The following is a 12,725-nucleotide window of genomic DNA, read 5'->3' as shown; positions in this document are numbered from 1 at the left end:
AGCGATCCAGCGGCGCCGCGTGCGAGAACCGTGCGCTTCCCCGGATCGCTTCGCTCCGCTCGCCGAGACGGCGACGCCTCGAATGCCAGCCGCCTTTCGGACCGACCATGAACGCACCCGTCGACCCCAAGAAGCTGATCAAGGGCGGCCTCCACGACTGGGAGGTGATCGTCGGCATGGAGATCCACGCCCAGGTGTCCAGCCGGGCGAAGCTGTTCTCCGGCGCCTCGACGGAGTTCGGGGCCGAGCCGAACGACCACGTCTCGCTGGTCGATGCCGCGATGCCCGGGATGCTGCCGGTGATCAACGCCGAGTGCGTCGCCCAGGCGGTGCGCACCGGCCTCGGCCTGAAGGCCAAGATCAACCTGCGCTCCGTGTTCGACCGGAAGAACTACTTCTACCCGGACCTGCCGCAGGGCTACCAGATCTCGCAGTACAAGGACCCGATCGTCGGCGAGGGCGAGGTCCTGGTCGACTTGGCCGACGGCGCGTCGATCACCGTGGGCATCGAGCGCCTGCACCTCGAGCAGGATGCCGGCAAGTCGCTGCACGACCAGGATCCGACCCGGAGCTTCGTCGACCTCAACCGGTCGGGCGTGGCGCTGATGGAGATCGTTTCCCGGCCCGACCTGCGCTCCTCCGAGGAGGCGAAGGCCTACGTCACCAAGCTGCGCACGATCCTGCGGTATCTCGGCACCTGCGACGGTGACATGGAAAAGGGCTCGCTCCGCGCCGACGTGAACGTGTCGGTGCGCCGCCCCGGCGAGCCGCTGGGTACGCGCTGCGAGATCAAGAACGTCAACTCGATCCGCTTCATCGGGCAGGCGATCGAGACCGAGGCGCGGCGCCAGATCGCCATCCTCGAGGACGGCGGCACGATCGACCAGGAGACGCGCCTGTTCGACCCTACCAAGGGCGAGACGCGCTCGATGCGCTCCAAGGAGGAGGCGCACGACTACCGCTACTTCCCCGATCCGGATCTGCTGCCGCTCGAATTCGACCAGGCCTACGTCGACGCCCTCGCCGAGGGGCTGCCCGAACTGCCGGACGCCAAGAAGGCGCGGTTCGTCTCGGCGTTCGGCCTCTCGCCCTACGATGCCGGCGTGCTGGTCGCCGAGCGCGCCTCCGCCGACTACTACGAGGCGGTGGCCAAGGGCCGGGACGGCAAGGCCGCGGCCAACTGGGTGATCAACGAGCTGTTCGGGCGCCTCAACAAGGAGGGCCTGTCCATCGAAGCGACCCCGGTCTCGGCGGATCAGCTCGGCACGATCATCGACCTGATCGGCGAGGGCGTGATCTCCGGCAAGATCGCCAAGGACCTGTTCGAGATCGTCTGGACCGAGGGCGGCGACCCGCGCGCCGTCGTCGAGAGCCGCGGCATGAAGCAGGTGACCGACACGGGTGCCATCGAGGCGGCGGTGGATCAGATCATCGCGGCCAATCCCGACAAGGTCGCGCAGGCCAAGGAGAAGCCGACCCTGCTCGGGTGGTTCGTCGGTCAGACCATGAAAGCCACCGGCGGCAAGGCGAACCCCGCGGCGGTGAACGCGCTGCTCAAGGCGAAGCTCGGGATCGAGTGAGCGCTCCCCGGCGACCGGCCATCCCGCGCGCGGCCTCATCCTGAGGCACCCGCATCAGCGGGCCTCGAGGAGGAGCTACAGGGACGGCGCGACCAGCTAGAGGACTCCGTCTCGGCTCGCCGCGCTCGCACCTCGCCGCGCGGGCGCGATCGGACGGCGCTCACGTCGAAGTCGGCGGATCCGGCGGGCTCGACGGGTCCTGTCATCGCAGCAGCCACGACGAGATCCCGCCGCGGCGCTGCCGGGCAGGTGGGGCATTCGGATCCTTGGGCGAGAAACCGCGGCGGAACGGCTCGAAGTGGGGCCTTTCGCGCATTCGAAGGCGTGCCATGCGTGGCCGCTTCTGCGCCCCTGGAGCCGCGTCCGTCCGGCTGTCCGTGTTGCGCCGCTAGGTCTCGGGCCGAACCTGTCCCTGGACCGTCTAGGCGGCATTCCGCTGCGGTGGAGTCATCCCTGTCTCCTCCAGCTTCCAGCGACCGACACCGCTGCGAAACCTGATCTCATCAAGGTTTCGTGCCGGCCCGTGCCCGCTCTCGCCAAGCACAGTGAGAGACTGCGCCCGTCATCCGGGTCGGTCAATAGCTATTTTCTCGGCAACGGACCTTTTTGCTTCACTTCGCGGCGCCGCCGCGCCGCAGCGCGTGCCGGCTCAAGGACTTGGATCGATCCTGCGGCACTGCGAAATATTGTGTCGCGCGCGAGCGACTTGTCGGCGCCCATATCGTCCTCGATGGGACGGCGGATCCTGCGGTCGACGGCCTCTTCCGTGCCGCCGCGCAGGTCGTCGCCGCCGGCCGTATCGGACGTGTTGCCTGGCCGACCACGCCGGCGCCGCGCCTGCGGGCGCGGTCGCTCGGGCGACGGTTCAGCGCCGCTCGGCCTCCTGGGCCGGCCCGGCCGCCGGCGTGGTCAGAGCGGAGACGCGGTCGCGCAAGTCCATGAACCAGTTCGGCGCCGGGCCGCGGCCACCATTGACGAACACCGTCGCGGTCATGCCGGCGATGAGCGGGACGCCCGCCGGGACATGGTCGATGCGGATGCGGACCGGCACCCGCTGAGCGAGGCGGACCCAGGTGTAGACCGGGTTAACGTCCGGCAAACCCTGCGTGCTGGCGGCGGCGTTCGCCGTGGAGATGCCGAGCGTGATGCTGTGGACCGTGCCGGTCAGATGCGGGTCGAAGCCCATCAGCTTCACGTCGGCGTGATCGCCGACATGAATGTTGGGCATCTTCGTCTCCTCGAAATAGCCGTCGATCCAGAAGGAATCGGTGTCGATTACGCTGATGTTCGAGGTGCCGGTCCGGGCGTAGTCGCCGACGCGCATCAGCAGGTTGGTCACCCGGCCGTTGACGGTGGACTTCACCTGGGTGCGCTCGAGGTTCACCTTGGCCTGCCGCAATTGCGCCTGGGCACTCTCCAGCGACGCCTCGGCGATCTTCGCGGCGCCGGCGAATTGCTGCTTCTCCTCGATCGAGGTCGACACGGTCGTGAGCGCCTGCCGGCGGGCCGACTGGGCGTTCTTCACCTGCAGGTCGGCCTCGCGGTTCTTCACCTCGGCGTCCGCCGAGGTGACCGCGACCTCGAAGTCGACCGGATCGATGACGTAGAGGACGTCGCCCTTGCGGACGGTCTGGTTGTCCTGAACCCGGACCTCGACGATCTGCCCGGCGACCTGGGGCGCGATGTTGGCGACCTGCACCCGGACCGTGCCGTCGCGCGTCCAGGGCGCCGCCACGTAGAATTCCCACACGAAGGCCGCCGCGACGATCGCCGCCAGCAGGATCGCGCCCGTGGCCGCGAGGCGGAACACCTTGGCGGCGCGGCCCCGGCGCGGCACCGCGGGCAGCGGGTCGCTCCGCCCGGGGGCGCTGTCACGGGAGGCGGACTTCGGATCGTCCTCGTCGGCGGTCGTGTCGGGCATCAGATGAACGCGATCAGGAGGGCGAGGACACAGACGTAGAGGCCGGCCTCGGCGAGCGGGGCGTTGGCGACGTAGCGGCTGAAGTGGATGCGGGCGAAGACGAGGCGCAGGACGACCAGGATCACGAAGGCGGCCAGCGCGTAAGCGACGAAGGCCGTGACCAGCACTCCGCCGACATGGATGTCCTCGTGCATGGTGATTCCGGAAGAAGCGGCCGTCAGAATAGCGCGACGTCGAGGCGATGGAGGAATCGCCGGTGGCGGGTGATGGTTCGCGACGCTGTGACGAGGTCGCTGGCGGCGCGGGCCGTCGTCAGCCGCACCGCCCGGTCCTGGCCGGACGCGGCGCGGATCAGCTCGCGCGCCGCCGTCTCGAGGCCGCGATCGTCGCCGGCCGCCAGGGCGTCCCGCGCCCGCGGGATCGCGCCGCGCAGGGCCCCGATCGACCAGAGGCGGCGCAGCTCCGCGTGGGCGCGGGCGGCGGCGGCCTCCAGCCGGGCGAGGGCGAAGGCGTGGTGCAGGTTCGCCCGCCGTACGGCGCCGCTCCCCGAGCTGTAATTCGCGAACTGGAACAGCCGGTCGGCGTTCAGGCTGGTGCGGGTGGTGGCGTCGCCCCCCTGGCCGACGAGGGCGTCGGCGAGCGCGCGCCGCGCCGAATCCAGGGCGAAGACCCGCTGCTGGGCGGGCGTGATCGGCAGGATGAGGCGGACGACGATCGACAGGATCACGGCCGCGACGACCACCAGGAAGGCGTTCAGGAGGAAGGTCAGCGCATCGTACGACTGGGGATTCGAGGGCCCAAGCAGCACGGGGAAGAAGACGATCACGATGAAGCCGATGCCGAAGGTCTTCGGGTTCAGCGACAGGAAGCAGCCGAAGAAGATAACGGGGGCCATCACCATGGCCAGCATCGGGAAGCCCTGGACACCGTTGAGGAGCGCGAACCGGGCGATGCCCGCGAAGGTGGCGGCGAGGGTCATCCCGATGACGACCCCGTTGGCGAACTTCTTCGGATCCGGCGTGACCGACGAGAGCGCCGCGGTGGCGGCCACTTGGACCAGCGCGAAGGAGGCCTGCGGCAGGCCGAGCGCCACGAAGGTGGCGGCGGTCACCGCGAAGCTCAGGGCCACCCGCAGGGCACCGCGCACGGCGACCGGGAAGTCGCGATGGGTCGGCAGCGCGGCGTCGCGCAGCGGCCGGTGGCCGTCGGCGACGGCACGAATGCCGTCCTGCGCGAAGGTCGCGGCGCAGACGAAGTCGAGGGCGCGCTGAAGCACCACCACCTCGTCGAGGGGGCGGGTCCCGTCGCGGATGGCCGCGTCGATCAGGTCGCGCAGGCGCTCGTCGTCGCGGTCGAGGGCGTCGGGATCCGGTGCGTCGGCCACCCGCCGGCAGATCGCCATCGCCTCCGCGACGGCCGGGCTCGGGTTGCGCAGGCCGGCCGCCGCGGCCCCGAGGCTGCGGATCGCGGCCGCCATCACGTAGAGCGCGGCGATGCAGCTGCGCGCGCCGGCCGCGCGGTACCGGCCGTCGTCCAGTTCGCCCGCGATGGCGCTGGCATCGGCCCGCATCGGCGCGATGGCGCGGATCAGCGCGGCGGTGCGCGTGGCGCCGAGGTCGCCCACCGCCAGCGTCTCGCGGGCGTAGCCGCGCGTCTCGTCCCAGGCTTCGCGCAATTGCGGCAGCAGGGCCCGCCACGTGCTCGGCGAGGCGAGGGCGTCGTTGATGAAGGTGATCACGACGATGCCGAGCACGATCACGGCGACGCGGGACACGGCGGCGTCGAAGGTGCCCTGCGGCTCGTCGATCTGACCCAGCGCGATGATCGCCACGGTGTAGCCGGACAGCATCGCGCCGTAGGCCCGCGTGTCTTGCAGGAACTGGGCGACGAAGACGCAGAGGCCGAGCCACACGGTGAAGCTGAGGAGCAGCAGCACCCGGTCCTGGCCGAACAGGGCCATGAAGACGAGCGCCACCACGGCGCCGATCAGCGTGCCGAGGAGGCGGTAGACCGCCTTCGAGATCGCCTGCCCGCGCTTGGGCTGGGCGAGGATCGCCACGCAGGTGGCGGCGGACGAGGCGCTGTCGAGCTGGAGCCAGAAGGCGGCGGCCAGTGCCAGCATCATGGCGATCCAGATCCGCAGCGCGAAGGCCCAGGCGGCCGGCTTCGGCACCCAGGCATCGAGGAACGCCACGACGCGGTCGACGAACGGTGCGGCGCGGCGATCCGCGGCGGATGCGGCGGGGGCCTCAGCCATGCCGGACCGGGCGCGGCGCGCTGTCCACCGCCCGTCCGGACGGAGAAGGGTCCGTCATCGCCTCGTGTCTCCCGCCAACGCGCCGCGGATGTCTGAACGAACGGGGCGCCCCGCGGTTCTAGCCGGTCAGGCCTTGTCGCCACCTTTCAGGCGCTTGTTGCACTTGCTCCAGAACTGCGGCCATTTCGGCCCCTGCGCGGCCTTCTGCGCGTCGGTGAGGGCGCGCCACTCGGCGCCGCAGGTCTTCTGCCGTTCGCGAGTGGCGGACTGGCCCGGACTCGGCGTCCTGGCGGCCGGCGCCTCGGCGGCGGGCGCCTTCGCGGGTGCCTCCCTGGCCGCCGCGTCCCGGGCCGGCGTATCCTTGGCGGGCGGGTCCTTGGCGGGCGGGTCCTTGGCGAGGACCGGACAGGCGGCGAGCAGCGGCACGGACAGGACCGCGATCCTGACGAGACGATCGATCATCGGATGTTCCCCCTCGGGCGACGTACCACGCCCGAGCCGCAATCTCGCCGCTCTCGCGCGGGGCCGGCAAGCCCGCCCCGGCGGCCGACGACAGCTCCGGCGCAGCTTCGCCGAATCGTCGGGCTCCCGGGCCGCTGCCCTTGAGCGCGGCCGGGAAATCGTCTTCACTGCCGGGGTTGTTTGGAAATGGCGGAGGACCACCGCGCCGCCGACGATCGGGTCCAGGAGCAGGCAGAGCATGGCAGCGGTGTCCGGGCGGCCGATCGACGTCCACACATGGAGCACGCCGAACGGCTGGAAGATCCCGATCATGCTGGAGGAGTGCGGGCTGCCCTACCGCATCGTTCCCGTGGACATCGCCAAGAACGAGCAGTTCGCGCCCGATTTCCTGGCGATCTCGCCCAACAACAAGATCCCGGCCATCGTCGACCCGGACGGGCCCGGCGGACAGCCGATCTCCGTCTTCGAATCGGGCGCGATCCTGCAGTATCTCGGCCGGAAGACCGGACAATTCTACCCGGCCGACGAGCGCGCCCGCGTGCAGGTCGACGAGTGGCTGTTCTGGCAGGTGGCGGGATTCGGGCCGATGCTCGGGCAGACGCACCACTTCAAGATCTACGCGCCCGAGAAGGTGCCGTACGCGATCGACCGGTTCACCGCCGAGGCCAAACGCCTGTACGGCGTGCTGGAGCGGCGGCTCGAGGGCCGCGCCTTCCTGGCCGACGAGTACTCCATCGCCGACATCGCGACGTTCACCTGGGCCAAGCTCAACTTCAAGCAGGGCGTCGCCATCGACACCCTGCCGAACGTCGCCCGCTGGCTCGAGAGCATCTTGGCGAGGCCGGCGGTGCAGCGCGGCCTCGCGGCGATCTGACGGGCAATCAGTTCTTGTTGGCGGCCTGCTGGTTCACGTCCGGGACGCGGGTCCAGGTCTGCGACCCGCACAGGATCTTGAGCATGCAGCCCGAGACGTTGAGCTCGGCCTCGTTCTCGCGCTCCAGGCTGACCGTGTAGATCTTGCCTTCCTCGATATTGTAGAGTTCGCCGGTGAACTTCGCGTCGTCCGGCTTCAGACCATCGATCAGCTGCAGACCGATCACCGGACGGGCACGCTTCTTCGGATCGGGATTCTTGAGGTCGGTGCGCGGGGCGCCGTTGTCGAAGGTCGGCGTCTTGAGCCAGACGACCTTGCCGCAGACCAGCTTCTGGCCGGGGCCGCAGCGATCGATCCGGATCTTGGCGCGACCGTCGCCGGTGAGCCACGTGCCGGACGGGTCCTTGGCGGTGTCGGCGGCGGCGGCGGAGAGGCCGGCGAGAAGCAGGCTGGCGCTGAGAGCGAGGCGCATGGTTCGTCTCCGGTGTTGGGGCGTCCGCGGACGCCCGAGGGGTGGACGAAGTCGGTTGGTGCGCGACTGAGCCGTCGCATTCGGGCGATTTTTCGGCGGTGTTGCGGCAGAGCCACGGCCGCGCTTGTCCCGCCCGGTCCCGCCGCGCGGCTTGAGACACCGGGGGGCGCCCGCTATAAGCCCGGCGCCGAAGCGAAATTCTCGCTGCCGCGGCGTGTCCGGATCGCCGGCGCGCCGCAGATCTTTTCCACAGACAGACCGGACGCACCATGGCCACCGAGCGCACCTTCTCGATCCTGAAGCCCGACGCGACGCGGCGGAACCTGACCGGCGCGGTCAACGCGGTCATCGAGGAGGCCGGCCTGCGCATCGTCGGCCAGCGCCGCATCCGCATGACCAAGGAGCAGGCCGAGAAGTTCTACGAGGTGCACAAGGAGCGCCCGTTCTTCGGCGAGCTCGTGACCTTCATGACCTCCGGCCCGGTGGTGGTTCAGGTCCTCGAGGGCGAGAACGCGGTCGCCAAGTACCGTGAGGTCATGGGCGCCACGAACCCGGCCCAGGCCGCCGAGGGCACGATCCGCAAGAAGTTCGCCGAGTCCGTCGGTGAGAACACCGTCCACGGTTCGGACAGCGCCGAGAACGCCAAGCTCGAGATCGCGCAGTTCTTCAAGGATTCCGACATCGCCGCCTGAGGCGCGGCGCGGTGGCGGGTTGGGCACACCGGCCCGCCATTCGCGCGCCCCGGACCCGGTGCCGCCGGGAATGCCGCCCTGTGTGACCGGGTCGTCCTTGACGGGACAGAGCCCGGAAGCGTCCAACGGCCGAGCTTAGCCAATCTCAGCCCCCGGACGACCCCGACCATGACGATGCGCCGCCTGCCCCTGCTGATCGCGACCGGCCTGATCGCCCTCGGCGCGACCGCCGCCCTCGCGGGCGGATCCTCGGCCCCGTTCCAGCAGTACGAGCCCGACCCGGCCCTCAAGACCGCCAGCAAGACCAATCTCGAAGGCCGCGTGCGCCACGCCTGCACCGTCGTCCAGGCGCGCATGACCAGCGCCACCGAGGCGTCCCTCGAGCGCCCCTGCGGCTGCTACGCCCGTCAGACCCTGCGCAGCCTCGACGCCTCCGAGATCGAGGCCTACCGGACCACCGGCTACTTCAACGACACCGCCCGCGCCAAGGCGCTCTCGGCCCTGGACAGCTGCAAGCTGCAGCGCCCGGTCTGAGCGCCCGAAGGCTCCCGGCTCCGCGCACCGTCCTGGCGCGCGGAGCGCAGCAACCCGTTGAGCAAGACGTCGGCGAGCGTGGCGTTACCGGATAGCTTCGCCCCGCGCGCCAGGACGGAAACGCCCGTGCTGCCGCCCGCTAGACGCTGAACAGCGCGCCGTCCGGCGCCGAGTCGGCGATGACCACGCGCTCGCCCTCCAGGCGGGCGCGGCCGCCCGCCACGAGGGCGAGCACCGCCGGGTAGAGGCGGCGCTCCTGCACGATCACCCGGTCGGCGAGGCTGTCGGGATCGTCGTCCTGGCGGACGGGGATCGCGGCCTGGGCGACGATCGGGCCGGCATCGAGCTCCGGCACGACGAAGTGGACCGTGCAGCCGTGCAGGCGCACGCCCGCGTCCAGCGCCTGCCGGTGGGTGTGCGTGCCCTTGAACAGGGGCAGGAGCGACGGGTGGATGTTGAGCATCCGGCCGGCCCAGGACGCCACGAACTCCGTCGTGAGGATCCGCATGAAACCCGCGAGGCAGACGAGGTCGATCTCGGCCGCCCGCAGCGCCGCGTCGAGGGCGGCGTCGAAGCCGGCCCGGTCGGCGAAGGCCCGGTGATCGATCGCCTGCGTCGGGATGCCAGCCGCGGCCGCCCGGGCGAGGCCGGCGGCCTCCGGGCGGTTCGACAGGACCAGCACGATCTCGGCCGGGAAGGCGGGATCCTTCGCGGCCTCGAGCAGCGCGACCATGTTCGAACCGCGCCCCGAGATCAGGACGGCGACGCGGGTCTTGCGGGCGGCCGCCATCAGAGGGCGAGGCGGCCGGCGAAGGTGACCGGCTCGGGCCCGCGCGCCGTGATCCGCCCGAGGCGGACCGGGGTCTCGCCGGCCCGGGTCAACGCCTCGTCGACGTCGTCGACCGCGTCAGCGGCGGCGATCACCACCATGCCGATCCCGCAGTTGAAGGTGCGCAGCATCTCGGCCTCGGCGACGCCGCCCTCGCGGGCGAGCCAGCCGAAGACCGGCGGCGGAGTCACGGCGTCGAGGTCGACGGCGATGCCGACATCGTCCGGCAGGACCCGCGGGAGATTGTCGGGGAAGCCGCCGCCCGTGATGTGGGCGAGCGCCCGGATCCCGTCGGTGGCCCCCAGAGCCGCGAGGAGCGGCTTCACGTAGATCCGGGTCGGCTCCAGCAGCGCCTCGCCGAGATTCCGGCCCGGGGCGAACGGCGCCGGCGCGTCCCAGCCGAGGCCGGTCTTCGCGACGATCCGGCGCACCAGCGAGAAGCCGTTGGAATGGACGCCGGAGGAGGGCAGGCCGAGCACGACGTCGCCGGGCCGGATGCCGGGCCGCGGCAGCAGCGCGCCGCGCTCGGCGGCGCCGACCGAGAAGCCCGCAAGATCGTAGTCGGACCCGTCGTAGAGGCCCGGCATCTCGGCGGTCTCGCCGCCGATCAGCGCGCAGCCGGCCTGCCGGCAGCCCTCGGCGATGCCGCGCACGATGTCGGCGCCGACGCCCGGCACCAGCTTGCCGGTGGCGTAGTAGTCGAGGAAGAACAGCGGCTCGGCGCCCTGGACGATGATGTCGTTCACGCACATGGCCACGAGGTCGATGCCGATCGTGTCGTGCCGGCCGGTCTCGATGGCGATCTTGACCTTGGTGCCGACGCCGTCGTTGGCCGCGACCAGGATCGGGTCGCGGAAGCCCGCGGCCTTCAGGTCGAACAGGCCGCCGAAACCGCCGATCTCGGCGTCGGCACCCGGCCGCCGGGTCGACCGCACCAGCGGCTTGATCGTCTCGACCATGGCGTTGCCGGCATCGATATCGACGCCCGCCGCCGCGTAGGTCAGCCCCGTCTTCGGCTCGTTGCCGTCCTTGGCCGTCATGCCCGCGCCACCTCGTTCTATCCAGGCCCCGCTCTAGCGACTTCGCGCGCGGCGCGCGAGTCGGCACGGCGGCGCCTTGATCGGCGCGCCTCGCATACCCACTCTGCCCGCTGGCGTGGTGTGCTGCGGGGGGAGCGTCATCGTGCGCGCACGGGCTGTGATCGGGCTGGCCGCTGTCGTCGCCCTCGGGTTGATCGTCTACCTCCTCCGGGAGGTGATGCTGCCCTTCGTGGCCGGCATCACGCTCGCCTATCTCCTCGACCCCCTGGCCGACCGGCTGGAGCGGCTCGGCCTCGGGCGTCTGGCGGCGAGCCTGCTGATCCTGGCGCTGTTCGTCGTCGCCCTCGTCGTGACGCTGCTGATCCTGATCCCGCTCACGGCCAACCAGGTCGTGGCGCTCGTCAACGCGCTGCCCGGGATGGTGTCGCGGCTCCAGGCGATCATCGCCGAGCGGTCCGGGACCCTGCTCGAGCGCGTCGGCGGCGCGAACGTCCTCAACGAGCTGCAATCCTCCGTCGGCACGCTCGCCACCCAGGCCGGGACGTGGCTCCTGGCCTTCCTGAAGTCGCTCTGGTCGGGCAGCCAGGCGCTGATCTCGATCGCTTCGCTGCTCGTCGTGACGCCGGTCGTCGCCTTCTACATCCTCGTCGACTGGGACCGGATGGTCGCTGCGATCGACGGCTGGGTACCGCCCCGGCACCGGGCGACGGTGCGCGAGCTGGCGCGCCAGATCGACGGGGCGGTCACCGGATACGTGCGCGGACAGACGCTGGTCTGCCTCATCCTGGGCAGCTTCTACGCCATCGGCCTCTGGCTCGTCGGCCTCAACTTCGGCGTGCTGATCGGCCTGATCGCGGGGTTCCTCACCTTCATCCCCTACGTCGGCACGCTCACCGGCTTCCTGCTCTCGGTGGGCGTCGCGCTGGTTCAGTTCTGGCCCTCCGCCGACTGGCTGCACCTCGGCCTGACCGTCGGCGTGTTCCTCGTCGGCCAGTTCCTGGAGGGGAACGTCATCTCGCCGAAGCTCGTCGGTGATTCCACCGGGCTGCACCCGGTCTGGTTGATGTTCGCGCTGCTGGCCTTCGGGACGCTGTTCGGCTTCGTCGGGCTGCTGCTCGCCGTCCCGATCGCGGCCTCGATCGGCGTTCTGGTCCGGTTCGCCCTGGCCCGCTACCTGGAGAGCCGCCTCTACCACGCGGGCCAGCCGATCCTGATCGAGCACGACGGCAAGACCCCTTCGGCCTTGACCTCCGCGGGTGCGGGATGATCCTGAGCGGCACATGCGCGAGAACGCCCCACCCCGGCAGCTGGCCTTCGACCTGCCGCTCGACCCTCGCTTCGGGCGGGAGGATTTCCTCGTGGGACCGGCCAACGAGGCGGCCTACGCGCTGATCGAGGCGTGGCCGGACTGGCCGGACAGCGTCCTGGTCCTCACCGGACCCTCGGGCAGCGGCAAGAGCCACCTCGCGGCGATCTGGGCCGAGCGCGCCCACGCCTGGACCCTCCCGGCCGCCGAGCTGGGCGGCGACGCGGTCCAGCACCTCGTCTCCAACGGGGCGCTGGTCGTCGAGGACATCGACCGGGCGGAGCGGCTCGACGAGGCGGCGCTGTTCCACCTGCTCAACCGGGCGCGCGAGCGACGCTGCCCGGTCCTGCTGACCAGCGCCACGGGCATCGACGCCTTGGGACTCGCGACGCCGGACCTGCGCTCGCGGCTTCGCCTCGCCCCGCGCAGCGCCATCGAGGCGCCGGACGACGCCCTGCTACGCGCCGTGCTGGTCAAGCTGTTCGTGGACCGGCAGCTGGTCGTCGATCTCGGCGTCATCGACGCGCTGGCCCTGCGGATCGACCGGTCGCTGGGTCGCGCCCGGGACGTCGTCGCCGAGCTCGACCGCGACGCCCTCGGGCGCGGTCGGCGGATCAGCCGGCCGCTCGCGCTGGCCGTCCTGCGGCGCATGGGGCTGGAGGACGAGCCCGACCCGACCGGCTGAGCGCGGAATGCGGCAGTCGTCACGAAACCGTCGTGAAGGCCGCCCGTCTAGGGTGATACACGCTCCGCCGCCG

13 protein-coding genes are annotated in these 12,725 nt (G+C 71.0%); 6 read left to right on the top strand and 7 right to left on the bottom strand.

Annotated features, from left to right (window positions below; translation table 11 throughout):
- Positions 1-107: 107 nt before the first annotated feature.
- Positions 108-1,580, top strand: a complete 1,473-nt coding sequence (gene gatB, locus ME121_RS05705; protein ID WP_024831111.1) for an Asp-tRNA(Asn)/Glu-tRNA(Gln) amidotransferase subunit GatB — start codon at positions 108-110, stop codon at positions 1,578-1,580.
- 865 nt (positions 1,581-2,445) lie between these two features.
- On the opposite strand, the gene ME121_RS05700 is transcribed toward gatB, so the two are convergent.
- The 4 genes from ME121_RS05700 to ME121_RS05685 form a co-directional block, all read right to left on the bottom strand.
- Positions 2,446-3,501 carry an efflux RND transporter periplasmic adaptor subunit gene (locus ME121_RS05700; RefSeq protein WP_024831110.1) on the bottom strand — a complete coding sequence of 352 codons (1,056 nt, stop codon included), beginning with the start codon at positions 3,499-3,501 and terminating at the stop codon, positions 2,446-2,448.
- Entirely contained in the window at positions 3,501-3,695 is a 195-nt protein-coding gene (locus ME121_RS05695) for a DUF1656 domain-containing protein (RefSeq protein ID WP_012317490.1), read from the bottom strand. Before ME121_RS05695 ends, ME121_RS05700 begins: the two co-directional genes overlap by 1 nt.
- Positions 3,696-3,718: 23 nt before the next feature.
- The gene (locus tag ME121_RS05690) at positions 3,719-5,758 is read right to left on the bottom strand and encodes an FUSC family protein (protein WP_059408477.1); all 2,040 of its coding nucleotides are present in this window, start codon (positions 5,756-5,758) and stop codon (positions 3,719-3,721) included.
- Between the two features lie 126 nt (positions 5,759-5,884).
- Positions 5,885-6,220 (bottom strand): hypothetical protein, encoded by a 336-nt coding sequence (locus ME121_RS05685; protein ID WP_058606304.1) that lies wholly within the window; start codon positions 6,218-6,220, stop codon positions 5,885-5,887.
- 238 nt (positions 6,221-6,458) lie between these two features.
- On the opposite strand from ME121_RS05685, the gene ME121_RS05680 reads away from it, so the two are divergent.
- Complete coding sequence (locus ME121_RS05680; RefSeq protein ID WP_012317493.1) at positions 6,459-7,094, top strand: glutathione S-transferase N-terminal domain-containing protein; 636 nt, start codon at positions 6,459-6,461, stop codon at positions 7,092-7,094.
- 7 nt (positions 7,095-7,101) lie between these two features.
- Here ME121_RS05680 and ME121_RS05675 read toward each other — a convergent pair whose 3' ends face one another.
- Positions 7,102-7,566: a DUF2147 domain-containing protein gene (locus ME121_RS05675; protein ID WP_012317494.1), complete on the bottom strand. Its 465-nt coding sequence runs from the start codon at positions 7,564-7,566 to the stop codon at positions 7,102-7,104.
- Between the two features lie 269 nt (positions 7,567-7,835).
- On the opposite strand from ME121_RS05675, the gene ndk reads away from it, so the two are divergent.
- Together ndk and ME121_RS05665 are read left to right on the top strand one after the other, a co-directional pair.
- Entirely contained in the window at positions 7,836-8,258 is a 423-nt protein-coding gene (gene ndk / locus ME121_RS05670) for a nucleoside-diphosphate kinase (protein ID WP_012317495.1), read from the top strand.
- A gap of 168 nt (positions 8,259-8,426) precedes the next feature.
- Positions 8,427-8,792, top strand: coding sequence for a hypothetical protein (locus tag ME121_RS05665; RefSeq protein WP_012317496.1), 366 nt, complete (start codon positions 8,427-8,429; stop codon positions 8,790-8,792).
- A gap of 139 nt (positions 8,793-8,931) precedes the next feature.
- Here the strand turns inward: ME121_RS05665 and purN are convergent, their stop codons facing one another.
- Together purN and purM are read right to left on the bottom strand one after the other, a co-directional pair.
- Positions 8,932-9,582 (bottom strand): phosphoribosylglycinamide formyltransferase, encoded by a 651-nt coding sequence (gene purN, locus ME121_RS05660; RefSeq protein ID WP_053620277.1) that lies wholly within the window; start codon positions 9,580-9,582, stop codon positions 8,932-8,934.
- Positions 9,582-10,661, bottom strand: a complete 1,080-nt coding sequence (gene purM / locus ME121_RS05655; RefSeq protein ID WP_059408476.1) for a phosphoribosylformylglycinamidine cyclo-ligase — start codon at positions 10,659-10,661, stop codon at positions 9,582-9,584. The genes purN and purM overlap by 1 nt, the downstream gene beginning before the upstream one ends.
- Before the next feature lie 142 nt (positions 10,662-10,803).
- Here purM and ME121_RS05650 point away from each other — a divergent pair, with 142 nt between their 5' ends.
- Both ME121_RS05650 and ME121_RS05645 read left to right on the top strand, forming a co-directional pair.
- Positions 10,804-11,928, top strand: a complete 1,125-nt coding sequence (locus ME121_RS05650; RefSeq protein WP_012317499.1) for an AI-2E family transporter — start codon at positions 10,804-10,806, stop codon at positions 11,926-11,928.
- Positions 11,929-11,941: 13 nt separating this feature from the next.
- A complete protein-coding gene (locus tag ME121_RS05645; RefSeq protein WP_043073094.1) occupies positions 11,942-12,652 on the top strand; it encodes a P-loop NTPase family protein in 711 nt (236 codons plus the stop codon).
- The last annotated feature ends 73 nt before the right edge of the window (positions 12,653-12,725 follow it).

Source organism: Methylobacterium sp. ME121 (genome assembly GCF_000974725.1).
Classification (GTDB): domain Bacteria; phylum Pseudomonadota; class Alphaproteobacteria; order Rhizobiales; family Beijerinckiaceae; genus Methylobacterium; species Methylobacterium radiotolerans.
Note: the sequence above shows the minus strand (reverse complement) of the source record. Positions and strands in the feature narration are given on the sequence as shown.

Bases quoted from the DNA above. Each gene is read 5' to 3' on its own strand.
- gatB (WP_024831111.1), top strand. From the start codon at position 108: ATGAACGCACCCGTCGACCCCAAGAAGCTGATCAAGGGCGGCCTCCAC.
- ME121_RS05700 (WP_024831110.1), bottom strand. From the start codon at position 3,501: ATGCCCGACACGACCGCCGACGAGGACGATCCGAAGTCCGCCTCCCGT.
- ME121_RS05695 (WP_012317490.1), bottom strand. From the start codon at position 3,695: ATGCACGAGGACATCCATGTCGGCGGAGTGCTGGTCACGGCCTTCGTC.
- ME121_RS05690 (WP_059408477.1), bottom strand. From the start codon at position 5,758: ATGGCTGAGGCCCCCGCCGCATCCGCCGCGGATCGCCGCGCCGCACCG.
- ME121_RS05685 (WP_058606304.1), bottom strand. From the start codon at position 6,220: ATGATCGATCGTCTCGTCAGGATCGCGGTCCTGTCCGTGCCGCTGCTC.
- ME121_RS05680 (WP_012317493.1), top strand. From the start codon at position 6,459: ATGGCAGCGGTGTCCGGGCGGCCGATCGACGTCCACACATGGAGCACG.
- ME121_RS05675 (WP_012317494.1), bottom strand. From the start codon at position 7,566: ATGCGCCTCGCTCTCAGCGCCAGCCTGCTTCTCGCCGGCCTCTCCGCC.
- ndk (WP_012317495.1), top strand. From the start codon at position 7,836: ATGGCCACCGAGCGCACCTTCTCGATCCTGAAGCCCGACGCGACGCGG.
- ME121_RS05665 (WP_012317496.1), top strand. From the start codon at position 8,427: ATGACGATGCGCCGCCTGCCCCTGCTGATCGCGACCGGCCTGATCGCC.
- purN (WP_053620277.1), bottom strand. From the start codon at position 9,582: ATGGCGGCCGCCCGCAAGACCCGCGTCGCCGTCCTGATCTCGGGGCGC.
- purM (WP_059408476.1), bottom strand. From the start codon at position 10,661: ATGACGGCCAAGGACGGCAACGAGCCGAAGACGGGGCTGACCTACGCG.
- ME121_RS05645 (WP_043073094.1), top strand. From the start codon at position 11,942: ATGCGCGAGAACGCCCCACCCCGGCAGCTGGCCTTCGACCTGCCGCTC.